The organism is Cloacibacterium sp. Arc13 (genome assembly GCF_041431305.1).
Taxonomy (GTDB): domain Bacteria; phylum Bacteroidota; class Bacteroidia; order Flavobacteriales; family Weeksellaceae; genus Cloacibacterium; species Cloacibacterium caeni_B.
This window is the reverse complement of the sequence record NZ_JASMRM010000006.1, coordinates 71,625-89,009: the sequence shown is the minus strand read 5'-3', so window position 1 is coordinate 89,009 and position 17,385 is coordinate 71,625. Positions and strand designations below refer to the sequence as shown.

Genomic DNA, 17,385 nt, shown 5'->3' with positions numbered 1-17,385 from the left:
TGTGTTAAAATTAGAAATATGGGAGCAGAATTACCAAGAGTTTCGGTATTTGAAGCAGATGAAATGGTTCAAATACAAATCGTGAAAAAGAAATTAGAAGATGCAGGAATCGCTTGTTCAGTGAGCAATAAATACCTTAATAATTTATTAGCTACACCTACCGCTACCGCTTTAAAACTAGAGGTAAACATTCATGACGAACAAAAAGCTTTTGAAATTATAGACCATTATTTGGCAGAGAAAGAAAACTAAGTTTTCTTTTTTATGGGGAATTAGCTCATCTGGCTAGAGCGTTAGACTGGCAGTCTAAAGGTGGTGGGTTCGAGTCCCATATTCTCCACTTTTTAGCACTTATCTTTAATGGTAAGTGCTTTTTTTATTAAAATATTAGATTAGCCAACCTTCAAACGAGCTACCATTTTCGGTTTTTCTGTAAGTAAGATATCCGTTGTGTGCTTCCATAATACTTTTGGCAAGGGTAAGCCCAATTCCAGAACCGTTTTGTCGAGTTGTGAAAAAAGGTAAGAAAATCTTATTGGCAATTTTTTCGTCAATTCCGCCACCGTTGTCTTCTACTTTTATTAAGGTTCTATTGTTAAAATCCTGTAATTCAATGCTTATTTTCTTTTGAGTATGAAGATTTTCTAGCGCAAAAATAGAATTGGTAATTAGGTTTACCAGCACACGTTCTATCATTTTTTCGTCTGCTTTGATATGGAAATCTTTTAAATTTAAAACAATTTCGATGTTCTTGTTTTTAAATTCGGTATTGAAAATTTTCAAAACATTTTCTACACAATTTTTAAGATTAAAATGTGTTTTTTTCGGTTTTGGAAGCTCTGCTACTTGCCTATAACTGTCTATAAAATGCAATAACTGTTGAGATTTTGAATTGATGATTTTCAGACTGTCTTTTATGTCATCTTGGTCTTCTTTCGTTAATTCTTCTTGCTCTGTAATGTATTCCAGATTGTGAACCAAGCTGTTTACCGGCGTTAAAGTGTTCAATAATTCGTGCGAAATTACCTTCATCAGATTATTCCACGCTAATTTTTCTTTTTTATCAATAATTTTCTGGATAGATTCTAAAGAAATCACACAAAAATCGTTGTGTTGTGTGGTAATTCTGGACGTTCGTATCGAATAAGATTGCTTGCTGCTTTCTTGTATGGAAACATCTAAAAAATCTTGCGAATCTTGGTAAGATGTCTTCTCAATTAAGTTATAAAATTCTGGAATTTTACTTTCATAAAAACTCCAATTGTTGTATTTCGGGATTTTCAAAATGTTCATAAAACTGGGATTACAATAGAAAACCTGCCAGTTTTTTTCTTCTTTGTTTTTACTCAGAATAATGAGTCCTATTTCTAATTTATTGAGAATGGTGTCGTATAAATTCTTGTAAGAATAGAGCTGGTTGTGCTCTTCTTTGCTTTGATAATAAAGTTTTACGGAAGCATTTTTAAGGTCATCAAATTGTTCTTTTTTAGGGAAAAGTGAAAAATCTTTTTGCTGAATAGAAGTGATTATTTTCTCTGTTTCTTTAATTTTTGCCGAGATGAGAACATAACAATATCCCATCAAAACACAAGAAAACGACGCAAAAAGAAAAGTACTGAAAAATAGTTTTTCAATCCAAAAATGATAGGCAATAATCCCGAATACAATGCCCAAAATGCTAAAAAATAACCACTGAAGAAAATAATATTTTTTCATTTCTTAGTTCAAATTTTTCATTTTTATATCCCAAATTTCTCCATTCTTCTGTATAAAGATGCTCTTGTTAAACCTAATGCTTCAGCTGCCAAAGTAATATTTCCTTTGTGTTTTTTCAGCGCATTTTTAATCATTTTTTCTTCCATTTCTTCTAAATTTAAAGAAGTAATTTGTTCTTCTGAAGCAGTATGAGAGAGAGAAAGTTTAATGTTTTCGTTTTCAGACAAAATAATTTCTCGTTCTACAGAATGCTCTAATTCTCTAATATTTCCTGGGAAATGATAATTTTGCAATTCTTCCAAGTTTGTAATTTTAAGATTGCTTTTCCCATATTTTTTTTCATATTTTTTGATGAAAAATTCGGCTAAAGAAGCAATATCTTCTTTTCTTTCTCGTAAAGGCGGCAATTCTACTTCTACAGTGTTGATTCGGAAATACAAATCTTCTCTGAAGGTGTTCTTTGAAATCATTTTTTTCAAATCAGCATTGGTTGCAAAAATAAACCTCACATCTGGAAAGCGTTCTTTGGTTTCTCCAATTCTAGAAAGTTTTTTGGTCTGAATTAGAGTCAGTAATTTTTGTTGAAGTTGTGGTGTTAAATTTCCAATTTCGTCTAAGAAAACGGTTCCTCCATCAGCATTTTCAATTTTTCCTGCTTTGTCTGTTTTAGCATCGGTAAAAGCTCCTTTTGCATAACCAAAAAGTTCAGCTTCGAACAAATTTTCCGAAATTGAACCCAAATCTATGTGTACAAAAGGTTCGTTTTTTCTTTTGGAGTTTTGATGGATATATTCTGCCATTACATATTTTCCAGTTCCGTTTTCTCCCAAAAGCAAAAGATTGGCATCGGTAGCAGCCACTTTTTTGATGGTGTTGATGGCTTGTTGCATTTTAGGAGATTGCGTTTGCAATTCATAATTTTCTGCATTTTCTTGAAGATTTTCCCATTGCGAAAGTTTTTTATTCTTTCTGGAAATATCTACCGCAAGATTTACAGAAGCATAGAGTTTTTCGTTGTTCCAAGGTTTTAGAATAAAATCGGTTGCGCCATTTTTTAGAGCTTCTACTGCCAATTCTACTTCGCCATAAGCGGTCATCAGAATCACAGGAACGTCTTTATCAATTTCTTTAATTTCGGAAAGCCAATACAAACCTTCTTTTCCGTCTTCAAAACCTCTTCGGAAATTCATATCCAAAAGAATAACATCAATTTGATGATTTTGAATAGCCGTAATAATTTTATTAGGAGAATTAATGGTAACTACTTCTGTGAAGAATTTTTTGAGCCAAACTCTTGCCGAAAACAAAATGTCTTCGTCGTCATCTACAATTAAAATTCCTGCTTCTTTTTTTCGCATTTTATTGAATTTATTTCCGAATTTTTATATTATTTTTTAGAACATTGTTGGAAAAAAGATTTCAATTCTTCTTTTCTTGCAAGAGTCAAATTGTGCCATCTAATACCTTGTATAGCACCTTCTATTGCAAATAATTCATTCAAACATGCTCCACTATCAATGGTTTTTAATTTAATAAACGTATTTTCTGTTCCACAAGATTTAAGTTTTTCTGGTGTTTCAATTTCAATCTCTTTTAATCTTTCAGATAATACTTTTCCAATGTTTGGTAGTTGAGTTAATAATGAATTTCCCATAATTTGAAAATTTAAATTGTTCATTTTCGAACGAAAAGTGTTCGGAATCGGACGGTTTTTATTTTGATTTGATTTGAATTTCTTCTCATTATCAGTGCTTTATAACTTTATAAATTTGTGGCATTTAGCTTGTGTAATATATTGTAAATCAATTCACTGTAATGGATACGAAATTAGAAAAAAAACAATCTAAACTCAAAATTATTTTAATTATTTCCGCAAGTATTATTGCTGTAGTTCTTTTTGCTACTTATTTTTTGAAGCAGAAAAAAACGTATAATGTTCCGTCAGACGAAATTCAAATTTCAGAAGTAACGTACGGCAAATTTGAAGATATGTTGATGATTACAGCTCAGTCCCAGTCTCTTCACTCTTCTTTGGTAAACGTTTTAGAAGGCGGAATGGTAAAAGAAATTTATGCAGAAGACGGACAAATGGTGCGCAAAGGCGAACCGCTTGCCAGAATTTATAATCCGAATACTGAATTCAATTTCATGAATCAGGAAACGGGAATTATGCAGCAAATTAGCCAAATGAGAAGTTCACTTTTGGAACTTAAAAATCAGGAATTCAATCAAAATAAAGAATTATTACAATCTCAGAACGATTACAACACGGCTTTGCAAACGTATAATCTTCAAAAAAGATTGTATGACGCCGAAATTGGAAGGAAAACAGAATTTGATTTGGCAAAACAAAATCTAGAATATCAGAAAAAAAGAAAACAATTGACAGAACAAGGTATTCAAAATGAAAATCGTTCTAGAAATCAGCAAATTGCAGATGTTAATAAATCTATCGGGCAAATGCAGAAAAGTTTGGATGTTCTTAGAAATAACAAAAATAATTTCTTGATTTTAGCTCCAGAAACTGGCAGATTGTCTTCTTTTAATATCAACTTGGGCGAAAATCTTACTTCTGGACAAAGTATAGGAAAAATAGATTTGATGGACGGTTACAAATTGGTGGCAAAAATAGACGAATACTACATCAATAAACTTCAACCTGGGATTAAAGGAACTTTGGACAATACAGACCAATCGTATAACGTAATCGTTACCAAAATTTTACCAGAAGTAAAAGATGGACAATTTTCTGCTGAACTTAATTTTGCGGACGAAAACAAACCTAAAGATTTAAGAATTGGGATGACTTTCGGAGTGAAATTGAAACTCTCTGCCGACACGCAAAGTATGATGATTCCGAAAGGAAATTTCTTTAAAGATTCTAACGGGAAATGGGTTTTTGTAGTAAAAGGAAATAAAGCCGAAAAACGAAACGTAACTTTTGGAAGAGAAAATACATTGTATTATGAAGTGGTTTCGGGATTGAAAAACGGCGAAAAAGTAATCACTTCAGATTATACAGATTATAAAAATTATGAGATTTTAGAAATTAAAAAATAAATAATAAAATAATAAGAATTATGAAAAATACTTTAAAACTATTACTCGGAGCGATAATTCTGCAATCTTGTATCATTGTAAGAACAGATAGAGACGGCGTTTACAGAAATTATGACAACTCAGAAAAAGTAAAAGATTTTGCAGGAAAACCAATGGAAAGCAGAGATTTTGAGGTGAAAAAATTCTCAGAAATTAAAGCGAATTCTGCTATGAAAGTTTACATAAAAAAAGCAGCTCAACAAAAAGTTGTGGTAAGCTCTAACGCAATTAATTACATTGTAGTTTCGTCTGAAAACGGAATTTTAAAAGTAGAATATAACAATCAAAATAATTCGATAAACAATTTAAATGCAGAAATTACGGTTTATACGCCAGATTTTGAAAAACTATCTGCTTCTAGCGCAGGACAAATCTTCATTAATGATGATTTTCAATTGAATAAACTGAAAATAAACCTCGACAGTGCAGGAAAAGTGATGGGAAATATTTTTGCGGAAAAATTATTTGTAAATGTTTCTAGTGCAGCATTTTTAGAGTCTAAAGTTCAGTCAAAAATCATTGAAATTGATGCGAGTTCTGCTTCTAAAGTTAATCTGAGCGGAAGTACGGAAGAAATTAAAATAAATGCTAATAGCGTTGCAAAAATTAATCTTGAAAATTTGAAATACAAAAATATTCAGCAAGAAAGCAGTTCTTTAGCGAAAATTTATGTGAAATAATTCAAAAAAATCATCAACCAACAACTATAAAATTATGATTACAACAAGCAATTTATCAAAAATCTATAAAACAGAAGACGTACAAACTACAGCGCTTAACAAAGTGAGCCTCAATATAAAACCTGGAGAATTTGTAGCAATAATGGGACCTTCGGGCTGCGGAAAATCTACTTTGCTGAATATTCTCGGGCTTTTGGATGCGGCTTCAGAAGGTTCTTATCTTTTTGAAACTACAGAAACTGTAGGAACTTCTGAGAAGAAAAAATCTGACATCAGAAAGAAAAATATTGGGTTTATTTTTCAGAATTTTAATTTGATTGATGAACTAACAGTTTACGAAAACATAGAACTTCCATTAATCTACAACGGTGTTTCTTCCTCAGAAAGAAAAAAACGTGTAGAAGAAATTATGGAGAAAATTAACATTGCACATCGTGCAAAACATTATCCACAGCAACTTTCAGGTGGTCAACAGCAACGTGCTGCTGTTGCCAGAGCTTTGGTAACGAGACCAAAATTGATTCTTGCCGACGAACCAACAGGAAATCTTGATAGTTCTAACGGAAACGAAGTAATGAATCTTTTGGCAGAACTTCACCGCGAAGGTTCTACCATCGTAATGGTAACACACTCTTCTTATGATGCTGGTTTTGCATCCAGAATTGTGAATATGAAAGATGGCGAAATCTACAGTGAAGAACACGCAACCCAAAGAAAAGATGCTTTCGAAAAAGCTGATGCTAAGGATTTTGAATAAAAAGTAAGAATATGGAAGACGGAAGTCTGAAGTTGTATACTGCTTAAATTTTAATTTTTAATCATCCGACATCCAGCTTCGGACATCGGACAAAATGAACGATTATGTTACAAAACTGGCTCAAAATAGCATTTATCAATTATAAAAAGAACTGGCTTTCTACGTTTATCAATTTATTTGGATTAACGGTAGGCTTAACTGGTTTTATGCTCATTCTCATGCATTGGAATGACGAAGAATCTTACGAAAAATGGAATCCGAAGAAGGAAAATATCTACGCTTTCCAAACTTATGACAAAGCAGAAAATAGTTATGGAAATAATATTTCTGTTCCAATGGCGGAGCGCGCTGTGAAAGTGATTCCTGAGGTTAAGGATTTCGTTTTGTTCAATGGTTCCGGAATGGGTCGTAAAATGACTACGAAAAACAAAACCGTTTATCAGGGAGACGGAATGTCTGTTTCCGAAAGTTTTTTCAATTTCTTCCCGTTCAAATTGGTTTCAGGAAGTTATAAAGAGGCTTTGAAAGGCGATAAAGTGATTGCACTTTCCACAAAAGCGGCAAAAAATCTCTTCGGGAAAACCAATGTCGCAGGAGAAACTGTGAAATTCGATAATAGAAATTATGTAGTCACTGCAGTTTATGAATTGCCGACCGAAAATAGCCAGATAAAACCAGAATTTATCATCGCACCTTTTGAACAGATGAAAAATGATAAAGAACAATGGGGGAATTTCAATTACGGATGTTTCTTTTTGCTTAAACCCGGAACAGATGTGGAAGCTTTACAACAGAAATTCTACGACAATATCTTTTTATTTAGAGCAAAAAGAGATGCAAAAGATGATGGTGTAACTCCTGAAAAATATTTGGAATTATATGGTCCAACAGGAAGTTTGTTTACACCGATTGATGAGATAAAACTGCACGCCAAAGCATCGTGGTTTGGAAATGGAGATTTCAAAACGATGATGATTCTGTTTACGCTTTCTGTTTTGATTGTTGTTTTATCAGCTATTAATTTTATTAATTTAAAGACTGCTCAGGCTTCTCAAAGAGCTAAAGAAATTGGTGTAAGAAAAGCGATTGGAAGTACGAAATCCAGTCTTGTTCTCCAGTTTTTATTGGAAACTTTTGTGATTTGTCTTGCATCCTATCTTCTTTCTTTGGCGTTAACAGAATTGCTTTTGCCAAGCTTCAACAAGTTTTATGACAAAGAAATCGTGATGAATGACTGGCGTATTTACTACTATTCATTTGCTATGGTTTTGGCGGTTACGTTGATTTCGGGATTGATTCCGGCCTTTTATCTTGCCAATTTCAGAGCGATCGAAACCCTGAAAGGCAATTTTGCAAGAAGTAAACACGGTGTTTGGTTAAGAAACGGAATATTGACCTTACAATTGATCATTTCATCATTCTTCATCATTGGAGGTTTGATTGTCAATAGTCAGGTTAAATATATGATGGACAAAGATCTTGGCTATAATGGAAAGCAGGTTTTTCTGATTAATTTCGGTGAGAATGTCGCAAAACCCTGGCTGAAATACGAACGTATTAAAAATGAAATGAGAAAAATCCAAGGTGTTGAAGCGGTTTCTTATGGAGAAGCAGTTCCTGGAAGTGGTAGATTCAGCAGTTCCAATATGGATTATATGGACAAAAGTATCGACGCTCAACACGGTTCTATGGATTACGATTATCTCCAGTTTATGAATGTGAAATTGAAAAAAGGACGCTGGCTGAATCCCAATCTCGCTTCCGATACAATCTCAAATGTTTTGGTAAATGAGGCTTTTGTGAAAAAATTTGGATGGACAGATGAGCAGGCTTTGAAGAATGAAGTTCGTCCTGGATTTGACAATAAACCTTACCATATTGTGGGAATTGTAAAGGATTTCAATGTTTTCAATCCTCGTATAGATGTGGACCCAATCATATTTTTCCATTACAGAGAAACAGAATGGAAACGATACAATGTTTATAATATTCAGTTGAAATTAAAAGCAGATGATATTGACGGGACTCTGAAAAGAATCAAAACCTATTGGCAGAATAATGTAGAACCGGGTTATCCTTTTGATTCTTATTTTATAGATAAAAAATTCGCTGAAAGTTTTGTGAAATATCAGAAACAACAAACTCTTTTCACAATCTTGAATGCAATGGTTTTAATGGTTGCATTGCTCGGACTATTCGCTTTATCATCATTGATGATTGAGCAGAAACTGAAAGATGTCGCCATCAGAAAAACTTTAGGCGCATCAGACGGAACTTTGATTGTTGGATTAACGAAACAATTCCTTTGGATTACGTTGATTGCTGTTTTAATCAGTATCCCCATCAGTTATTACTTGATGAATGAATGGCTGAAAGACTTCGCTTACCGAATCGATATGCCGGTTTTTCCGTATTTATTTAGTTTAGTGATTTTGCTCATCTTAACTTTTGCAGTAGTAAGCATCAAAGCATACAGAGCTACAAAAGTAAAACTTGTGAAATATTTGAAATACGAATAAGTTGGAAGACGGAAGTCCGAAGTTGCAAATTCCTTAAATTTTAATTTTTAATCATCCGACTTCCAGCTTCGGACATCGGACAAAATAAACAACTATGATAAAAAATTGGCTCAAAATAGCATTCATCAATTATAAAAAAAGCTGGCTTTCTACAATTATTAATTTATTGGGATTGAGTTTAGGTTTGTGTATTTTTCTAATGGTTTTTATCCATTGGCAAGACGAAAAATCTTATGAACAATGGATTCCGAATAAAGAAAATATTTATTTGGTAGAAAATTCCAATTCTGTTTTCGGAAATATGGTAGTTTCTAGTTATCCCGAACTTTCGGTTTCAAAAGAAGAGTTTCCAGAGATTGAAGATTTTGTTATTGCAAACAGTTGGAAAGATGAACAAGTAATGTTATTGGCAGACGGTAAAACGGCTTACGTAAATCCGTGTAGAGCTACAAGTAATTTTTTTGAGTTTTTTCCTTTCAAAATTATTTTAGGAAGTTATAAAAATGTTTTAAACGGAGTAGAAAAAATAGCAATTTCTGAAGAAACAGCAAAATTATTATTTGGTAAAGAATATAATAACTGCATTGGAAAAACCTTTGGTATTGATGGCTCTGAAAAGAATTATGTTGTAACAATGGTTTATCAGTTGCCCAAAGAAAATACAATTTTTCGTCCAGGATTTGTGATGGTAAGTCCAAGTTTTATAGAAAATAAAGATGGCTTAAAACAATGGCTCAATTCTAGTTTTGTGGGTTATTTTAAAGTAAAAAAAGGAACTGATATTCAGAATTTAGAGAAAAAAATTACAGATTTATATAACAAGCACGAGAAAATAGAAACCCTTGCTTGGGGAGAAAAGTATGACGAGAAAGATAAATCCAAAGTTTATCTTACACCTATCACAAAAATGAAATTAGAAGCCAAAAGTGAAGGCATAGACAAAGGAGACAAAAAATCTATTATGATTTTGCTAGGTCTTTCTGCTTTAATTTTGCTTTTATCAGGAATTAATTTAATTAATTTGAAAACAGCACAAGCATCTCAACGTGCCAAAGAAGTGGGCATAAGAAAAGCGATTGGAAGTTCTAAATCTAAAATTATCGCTCAGTTTTTATTAGAAAATTTAATCATTTGTGTTGCAGCTTATATTATTGCATTTGCTTCCATAGAATTGTTGTTGCCTTCTTACAACAAATTTTTAGGAAAACAAATTCAACTGAATGATTATCGAGTTTTAATCTATTCCGGAGTTTTATTGTTGGTTTTTGCACTCATTTCGGGGTTAATTCCAGCGATGTATTTGTCTAATTTTAAACCAATTAATACTTTGAAAGGGAATTTTACAAGAAGTAAAAGTGGTGTTTGGTTGAGGAATTCCATTTTGAGTTTACAATTGATTATTTCTTCGTTTTTTATTATTTGTTCTTTAATTATTCATACTCAGGTAAAATATATGATGAATAAAGATTTGGGTTTCAAAGGAGACCAAGTTGTTCATGTTCATTTCAAAAAAACAGATTGGAGAGATCATTATAATTCAAAAAAATATTTAAGACTTAAAAATGAAGTTTCAAAAATTGCTGGCGTAAAAGACATTACAGGTTCAGTTTTTCAAATTGGCGTGGGTATGTTCAATACTTCTTCGGTAAGAAAAGCTGAGGATACTACCAAAATTCTAAATAATGTTGGCGTTGGAGGTATAGAATACAACTATTTTAAATTCTACAAAATGAAATTCGTTTCGGGTAGAGATATTGATTTGCGTTTGGCTTCTGATACCATTTCTGGAGCTATTGCTAACGAAGCGTTTATCAGGAAAATGGGTTGGAATAAAAGCAATGCTCTTGGAAAAGAAGTTCTTCCGGGTTGGGAAGACAAGAAAAAATACAAAATTATTGGCGTTCTCAAAGATTTTTATATTAGTGGTGTTGATAAACCTGTAGAACCAATGTTGTATTTCAATTATGATAGAAATTGGTCTAAAGATAATATGGCAAATCTGCAAATAAAACTTTCTGGCGACGATATTGATGGAACTTTAGAAAGAATTAAACAATTTTGGCTCACCAAAGCAGAACCTGGTTATCCTTTTGAATATGAATTTGTGGATAAACAATTTGCCAAAACTTTTGAGAAATTCCAAAAGCAACAAACACTTTTTACCATTTTAAATATCGTGGTTTTGTTGGTTGCATTACTGGGTTTATTCGCCTTGTCTTCTCTTTTAATTGAACAAAAACTGAAAGATGTCGCCATCAAAAAAACGTTGGGAGCAGACGAAAGAACAATTGTTTGGGATTTAACTAAAAGATTTTTAATTATCGCTTCAATTGCTGTAATTATCAGTATTCCATTTGGTTACTATGCCATGAACGAGTGGTTGAAAGATTTCGCTTACAGAATCGAAATGCCAATTTGGCCATACATTTTGAGTTTTGCAATGCTGTTGCTGTTAACATTTGCTGTGGTAAGTATCAAAGCATACAGAGCTACAAAAATAAACCTTGTAAATTATTTAAAATACGAATAAACTTAGTTGATGGTTGTCTGTTGAAAGTTGATAGAATTTTTACTGACAACCAACAACTATCAACCAACAACTAATTATGAAAAAACTCTTCTTCATATTGCTGATTAATTTTTTGCCGGCTCAGCAAAAATGGAACTTGCAACAATGTCTGGATTTTGCCATGAAAAACAGTCCGGAAGTGCAACAAAGCATTATTAATGTAAGCAAAAACCAAAGACAAATCAACGCAGCAAAAGGAAATTTGCTTCCTTCGGCTAGTATCGGCATCAATCATAATTACAGTTTTGGAAACGGAATTAATACGCAGAACAATCAAAGAGAAGCTATTAATACGCAAACGGATAATTTCTATGCGTTGGCAAGTGCAGATGTATTTAATTGGAAAAATTATCTCAATATTTCTCTTTCAAAAATCAATAAAGAAAGTTCAGAATACCGATTGAGAACCGTTCAAAACGATGTTAAACTCAGCATTATTGGTTTGTTTTTTCAATATATGAAAGATAAATCTTGGTTTGAAGTGCTAGAACCACAAATTTCCGGCATGAAAGAACAAATTGCCAGAACCGAAAAAGAAGTAGAAATTGGGAATCGTGCAAAAAGTGATGTTTACGACATAAAAGCCAACTTTGGAACCATACAAGAACAATGGATTTCGGCGCAAAACCAAATGAATATTTCTAAAATTAATCTTTTGGCAGCACTCAATATTAATAAAGACAGCATCGATTTTGTTTCGGATGGAAATTCAGAAATAACGCCAAATTTTATCAATTCAAAAGAAATGATTGATAATTTGGTGCAAAAAAATCCAATTTTTATTGAAAATCAAAAAGAATTGGAAGCTGCAAAAATGAAGATTAAAGCTGCAAAATCAGATTATTTGCCTACCATTTCGGCACAATATCAATGGTCTTCTTTTTTTAACAAAAATCTGAAAGAAGATTTAACCACCAATTTTTCAACACAATTTAATCAAAACAAAAATTCTCAGGTTTCTTTAGGGCTGAATGTTCCTCTATTTCAAAAATTTCAGGTGAAAAATACTGTAGAAACTGCAAAATTAGACCAACAATACACTGTTTTTGAAAATCAAAGAAAACTGAATGAATTGTACAAAACACTCAATATAATTGCAGAACAATATGACAATGCCATTGAAAAAAATAAAATTTTACAACAAAATTTCGAAAATCAAAAATTATCTTTCGAGCGTTCTGAAGAAAAATATAAAGAAGGATTGATGGATGCTTATACATTTTTTGTGGTAAGAAACAGTTGGCTTCAGGCAAATTTTAACCTCAATGCCAGCAAGTTCGATGTGATGCAACAACAAGCGTTGATTAACGTTTTCGAAAATAATAATTAAAAGAATACTATTTTTTTTCACAATAACTAAATTTAATTTTACTGCTCTAATTTTTAGAGCAGTTTTTTATTTTGTACATTTATGTTTCAAAAGTTTATAAAAAATTGCAAATTTGCACCCCATTTAGATTTTGAAAATGAAACTTTGTATTGCAGAAAAACCAAGTGTAGCAAGAGATATTGCCAAAGTTTTAGGAGCTACAACTCCTAAAAGCGGCTATATGGAAGGCAATGATTACTGCGTAACGTGGACTTTCGGACATCTGTGCACCTTGAAAGAACCTCACGATTACGCACCCGAATACAAAGCATGGAATCTCTTCTTACTGCCCATAATTCCTAAAAATTTCGGAATTAAATTAATCAACAATACCGGAGTAGAAAGACAGTTCAAAGTTATAGAATCTTTGGTTAAAGAATGTGAGGAGGTCATCAATTGTGGGGATGCTGGTCAAGAAGGAGAACTCATTCAGCGATGGGTTTTACAAAAAGCCAAATGTGATAAACCCGTAAAAAGACTCTGGATTTCTTCTTTGACGGAAGATGCCATAAAAGAAGGTTTTGAAAAATTAAAATCTGCCGAAGATTACAAAAATCTCTACTTAGCAGGTAACGCCAGAGCAATAGGAGATTGGCTTCTCGGAATTAATGCTACCCGTTTATTCACCAAAAAATTTGGCGGAAACAAAGCCGTTTTATCCATTGGGAGAGTGCAAACACCTACTTTGGCAATGCTCGTGAAACGCCAAAAAGAAATAGACGCTTTCGTTCAAAAAGACTATTGGGAACTCAAAACAAAATACAGAGAAGTGGTTTTCACAGCGACAATTGACCGTTTACAATCGGCAGAAAGAGCAGAAAAAGGTTTAGAATACCTGAAGCAAAACCTTTTTGAAATCATAGCCTTTGAAATCAAAGAAGGAAAAGAAAAAAATCCTCGATTGTTCGACTTAACTGGACTTCAGGTAGAAGCCAATAAAAAATATGGATTTTCAGCAGAAAGCACGTTGAATTATATCCAAAGCCTCTACGAAAAAAAACACACCACTTATCCTAGAGTAGATACCACCTACCTTTCGGAGAACTTATATCCAAAAATTTCTGGAATTCTCAGAAGCATGAATTTTTATTCAGACTTAACGGCTCCTCTTTTAGAAGCGCCAATTCCAATGTCAAAAGCCGTTTTTGATGATGCCAAAGTCACAGACCACCATGCAATTATTCCTACGGAAATTCCGCCAACTTCCAATTTAACCAGAGAAGAAAAATTAGTCTATGATTTGGTGGCAAAGCGTTTCATTGCAGTCTTTTATCCAGAATGTAAAATTTCCAATACTTTGGTAGAAGGTCAGGTAGGAACCATCAATTTCAAAGCATCGGGAAAACAAATTCTCGAGCCAGGTTGGCGTTTAGTCTATGCCAAAGACCAAAAAGAAACGGCAGAAAAAGAAGAAAAAAGCGAAGAACAACTCATTCCTGAATTTACAGTAGGCGAAAAAGGCGAACACGAACCTTTCGTGCATCAGGGAAGAACATCTCCTCCAAAACCATATACAGAAGCTACATTGCTAAGAGCCATGGAAACCGCAGGAAGACAAGTGGAAGATGAAGAACTGCGTGAACTTTTGAAAAACAACGGCATCGGTAGACCTTCTACAAGAGCTAATATTATTGAAACACTTTTTAAAAGAAAATACATCGAGAAAAAACGTAAAAATTTAATTGCTACGCAAACGGGTATTGATTTAATTGATACCATAGAAGATGAATTGTTAAAAAGTGCCGAACTAACAGGAGAGTGGGAGCAAAAACTCAGAAAAATTGAAAAAGGCGAATACGAGGCACAAAAATTCAAAGAAGAGCTCATCGAAATGGTAAACCAACTCACCAAAAAAGTCATCGACAGCAAAGGAAAAGTCATCTCTTTTCAAGAAGAAAAACCCACCAAAACCAAACCCAAAAAGAAAAAATAATTTAAAATTATTGGATTTTAGTTATCAAGTGAAAGAAAAAGATCATAATAAAAAAGCCAGAAGAAAATTTTCTTCTGGCTTTTTCTCATTACAATTTATAATTAGTTTACAATTATTTTTGTTGATTTACCTTGAGTTTTTATAATGTAAACTCCTTTTGGCAATTTAGTAAGATTAACTTTTTCTTTATTTCCTACATTTTTTACAACTTGAATCAATTTGCCATTTATATCATAGATTTGAATAGTCTCTTTTTTCGTAATACCGCTAATGTAAAACTCGTTGTTGGTTACTGGATTTGGATATATGGATAATTTTGAATTTTTTAAATTTACGTCCTCGGTAGCCATTGCAGAATAACAAGTCCATGTTAAATTATCAAAAGAGACTCTATTGTTACTAGTATCTACTAATTCTATAATTACATTTCCTTCAACATTAATGTCATTAATCACTTGTGTTGTTGCTGTTTTAGAATAAGGGATTTGAGCTTTTACTACACCATTTATTTTAAGAGTATAGCTTCCCGCAGAATCAGAAAAAGGCAAATAGGTTTTAACCGTTAAAGAACCTATTCCTCCAGAAATAGTAGAAGATTTTAATGTTCCGTTTTTAATGCAAATCGCTTTATTGTTATTTCCATCTATGTAAATCTGTGAATCTGTTCTTGCGCTAGTTGCAGTCCATACAATGTTTTTATTAGTCCAAGTTCTTCCTGCATAAGAAGAGTCTGATGTAGAGCCACCTGTAGGAATGCTTTCAAAATCTTCCGTACCGCAAGATGTTCCAGAGCCTGTTCCTCCAGTATCTCCTGTTCCTCCTGTTGCTTCTGTTGTTCCATTTACTGTAGTGCTGTTTGTAGATTTATTTCCCGCGTAATCTTTGGCTACAATGTAAAAACTATATGTTGTAGATGGGGATAAACCAGAAATAGTAGTTCCAGGAGTGTAAACAGTTGTTTTAAATACATTGTCTATGTAGACATCATAGCTAGCAATTCCTACATTGTCCGTAGATGCTGTCCATGCTAAAACAATACTTGTAGAAGTTTTTCCTGTCACATTTAAATTTGTGGGAGCTGTAGGCGCTTCGGTATCTGTTGTTGAGCCACTTCCGCCTCCAGAAATGCTGTCTGGCCAAGTGTTCTGTGCAGATGGGCCACCCCAAATTACGGTTGCTAAATATGGATTGTCTATGAATGGGTTTCTATTATGTTGAATATTATACACTACATTATTTCTGTTTCTTTCAAAGTCAGAAACAGGGTCTTCTACATTCCATTTAAGAAGTATATCTGGGAAATCAGAAGAATAAGTAGCTGGATTCATTGTGATATTTAGAGGTAAACATTGACTCTTATATCTCACGTACATGTACATTAATATTCTTGCTACGTCACCTTTCCATTCATCTCCTGGATACCATCCACCTCTATTAGTAGAATAAGCCGTAGCACCTGAGCCATCGTCAAATAATAAACTTCCTCTCGTACTATTTAATGTATTGTCTGCAGGACGAAGATGGTGGCCATCTGCTCCAGGGCCAGATGTTCCTAAATTTGGCGTTCCTTTTGATTTTGCATAAACGTGCTCTCTATTCCATGTTCCAGAATAAGGACGGCTTCTTTGATGAGTTCCAGATGCCTGAGATCCATAAATCAATAATAAATTAGACGGATTTTGTGGATCTGCGTCACTGGTTTTAAAAAGATCTGCTAGTCCTGCAGAATAAGAAATATTCTGGGTGTGGGTATTGGTAATAAGTGTAGCAAGATCTGATTTAAGATCATTTTTTGTTTTGCTGAAATTAATACCAGAATAGTAAGATGGCGCTGATTGCGCAAAAGCAAACACTGTAAGAATGCATGCCAAGAAAGAAATTTTTAATTTCATAATGTTTAGGGTATAAAAATGTTTAATAACATTGTGTTTTTATAAAGTATAGATATTTTATGGTTGAAGAGATCAATTCTAAACAATTTGTTAAGTCTTATGAAGATGTAATGTTCAAATTCATAAAAAAATGCAGGTACTGAATGGTTTTCTAGCTCAATTTTTAATTCTACTGGGGTGTTATTTTCTAATGTTAAGATCTTTTTGTAATCGATATTTTCATTTTTTTCAATGGCTATTACTTTTGTTAAAAGTCCAGGATGGTCTATTCCTTCTCCTACAAAAACTCTATTCTCTTTTTTATTTATTCCTATTACATATAGTGGTTTTTTTTTACCACCTACATTAATTCCTTTTCTTTGACCTAACCTAAAATTAGACCAACCATCATGTTCGCCTACCAAAATTCCATCAAAAAGAGAATATTGTCTTTTTTGAGAAGCAGATAAAAAATCTGTCTCAGTAGATAAACTCGATGATAAATCACTACTGTAAATAGGTGAGGTTGGTAAAATCTCTACAATTTGTCCTTTTTGCTTCATTTTCTGTTAATTCCCTTATAGAAAGGTCTTTGACTAAAAGAGGGCGGCTAAGCTAGGTATTTTATTTTAATAATAAGTCATGAATTTATTTTTTTTTTTTGATTTCATAATAAAAATCATTCTACGGCAGATTCGTTCAAATGATAATTAAATAATATAACTAAAAAGCAGTATTATAGAAAAGTTTATTAATTGGTGTAGTCTTTTAAGAAAAAATAGTAATAATGAAAAATAAAAAATTTCTTTCTAACATTATTTTTTTCAGAAATAGTCTCACAATAATGAATGATTTCATGATAAGTATTTGTG

The 17,385-nt window shown here is 32.8% G+C and carries 13 protein-coding genes and 1 tRNA gene; 9 read left to right on the top strand and 5 right to left on the bottom strand.

Going from position 1 to position 17,385, the window contains the following annotated elements; genetic code table 11:
- The first annotated feature begins 18 nt into the window (after positions 1–18).
- The gene (locus tag QO190_RS06490; RefSeq protein WP_213188957.1) at positions 19–252 is read left to right on the top strand and encodes a putative signal transducing protein; all 234 of its coding nucleotides are present in this window, start codon (positions 19–21) and stop codon (positions 250–252) included.
- Between the two features lie 14 nt (positions 253–266).
- Positions 267–340 (top strand) — tRNA-Ala (locus tag QO190_RS06485).
- A gap of 47 nt (positions 341–387) precedes the next feature.
- On the opposite strand, the gene QO190_RS06480 is transcribed toward QO190_RS06485, so the two are convergent.
- Genes QO190_RS06480 through QO190_RS06470 form a run of 3 tightly spaced genes read right to left on the bottom strand, consistent with a single transcriptional unit; the run spans position 388 to position 3,370 of the window.
- Positions 388–1,716, bottom strand: a complete 1,329-nt coding sequence (locus QO190_RS06480) for a PAS domain-containing sensor histidine kinase (protein WP_371461599.1) — start codon at positions 1,714–1,716, stop codon at positions 388–390.
- A 23-nt stretch (positions 1,717–1,739) separates the two neighbouring features.
- Positions 1,740–3,074 carry a sigma-54-dependent transcriptional regulator gene (locus QO190_RS06475; RefSeq protein ID WP_371461598.1) on the bottom strand — a complete coding sequence of 445 codons (1,335 nt, stop codon included), beginning with the start codon at positions 3,072–3,074 and terminating at the stop codon, positions 1,740–1,742.
- 29 nt (positions 3,075–3,103) lie between these two features.
- Complete coding sequence (locus QO190_RS06470) at positions 3,104–3,370, bottom strand: TfoX/Sxy family protein (RefSeq protein ID WP_213188960.1); 267 nt, start codon at positions 3,368–3,370, stop codon at positions 3,104–3,106.
- A gap of 161 nt (positions 3,371–3,531) precedes the next feature.
- Between QO190_RS06470 and QO190_RS06465 the strand changes: the two genes are divergently transcribed.
- The 7 genes from QO190_RS06465 to QO190_RS06435 all read left to right on the top strand — a co-directional run bounded on the left by QO190_RS06465 (position 3,532) and on the right by QO190_RS06435 (position 14,642).
- Complete coding sequence (locus QO190_RS06465) at positions 3,532–4,776, top strand: efflux RND transporter periplasmic adaptor subunit (protein WP_371461597.1); 1,245 nt, start codon at positions 3,532–3,534, stop codon at positions 4,774–4,776.
- Between the two features lie 20 nt (positions 4,777–4,796).
- Positions 4,797–5,495 (top strand): GIN domain-containing protein, encoded by a 699-nt coding sequence (locus QO190_RS06460; protein WP_371461596.1) that lies wholly within the window; start codon positions 4,797–4,799, stop codon positions 5,493–5,495.
- Positions 5,496–5,529: 34 nt separating this feature from the next.
- Positions 5,530–6,252 carry an ABC transporter ATP-binding protein gene (locus QO190_RS06455; protein WP_213188964.1) on the top strand — a complete coding sequence of 241 codons (723 nt, stop codon included), beginning with the start codon at positions 5,530–5,532 and terminating at the stop codon, positions 6,250–6,252.
- Positions 6,253–6,356: 104 nt separating this feature from the next.
- Entirely contained in the window at positions 6,357–8,771 is a 2,415-nt protein-coding gene (locus tag QO190_RS06450) for an ABC transporter permease (protein ID WP_371461594.1), read from the top strand.
- Between the two features lie 94 nt (positions 8,772–8,865).
- A complete protein-coding gene (locus tag QO190_RS06445; RefSeq protein WP_371461593.1) occupies positions 8,866–11,301 on the top strand; it encodes an FtsX-like permease family protein in 2,436 nt (811 codons plus the stop codon).
- Between the two features lie 76 nt (positions 11,302–11,377).
- Positions 11,378–12,670 (top strand): TolC family protein, encoded by a 1,293-nt coding sequence (locus tag QO190_RS06440; RefSeq protein WP_371461591.1) that lies wholly within the window; start codon positions 11,378–11,380, stop codon positions 12,668–12,670.
- 136 nt (positions 12,671–12,806) lie between these two features.
- Positions 12,807–14,642: a DNA topoisomerase 3 gene (locus QO190_RS06435; RefSeq protein ID WP_371461589.1), complete on the top strand. Its 1,836-nt coding sequence runs from the start codon at positions 12,807–12,809 to the stop codon at positions 14,640–14,642.
- A 101-nt stretch (positions 14,643–14,743) separates the two neighbouring features.
- Here the strand turns inward: QO190_RS06435 and QO190_RS06430 are convergent, their stop codons facing one another.
- A complete protein-coding gene (locus QO190_RS06430) occupies positions 14,744–16,534 on the bottom strand; it encodes an endonuclease (protein WP_371461587.1) in 1,791 nt (596 codons plus the stop codon).
- Between the two features lie 5 nt (positions 16,535–16,539).
- Positions 16,540–17,076: a tRNA methyl transferase PRC-barrel domain-containing protein gene (locus QO190_RS06425; protein ID WP_371461585.1), complete on the bottom strand. Its 537-nt coding sequence runs from the start codon at positions 17,074–17,076 to the stop codon at positions 16,540–16,542.
- Between the last annotated feature and the right edge of the window lie 309 nt (positions 17,077–17,385).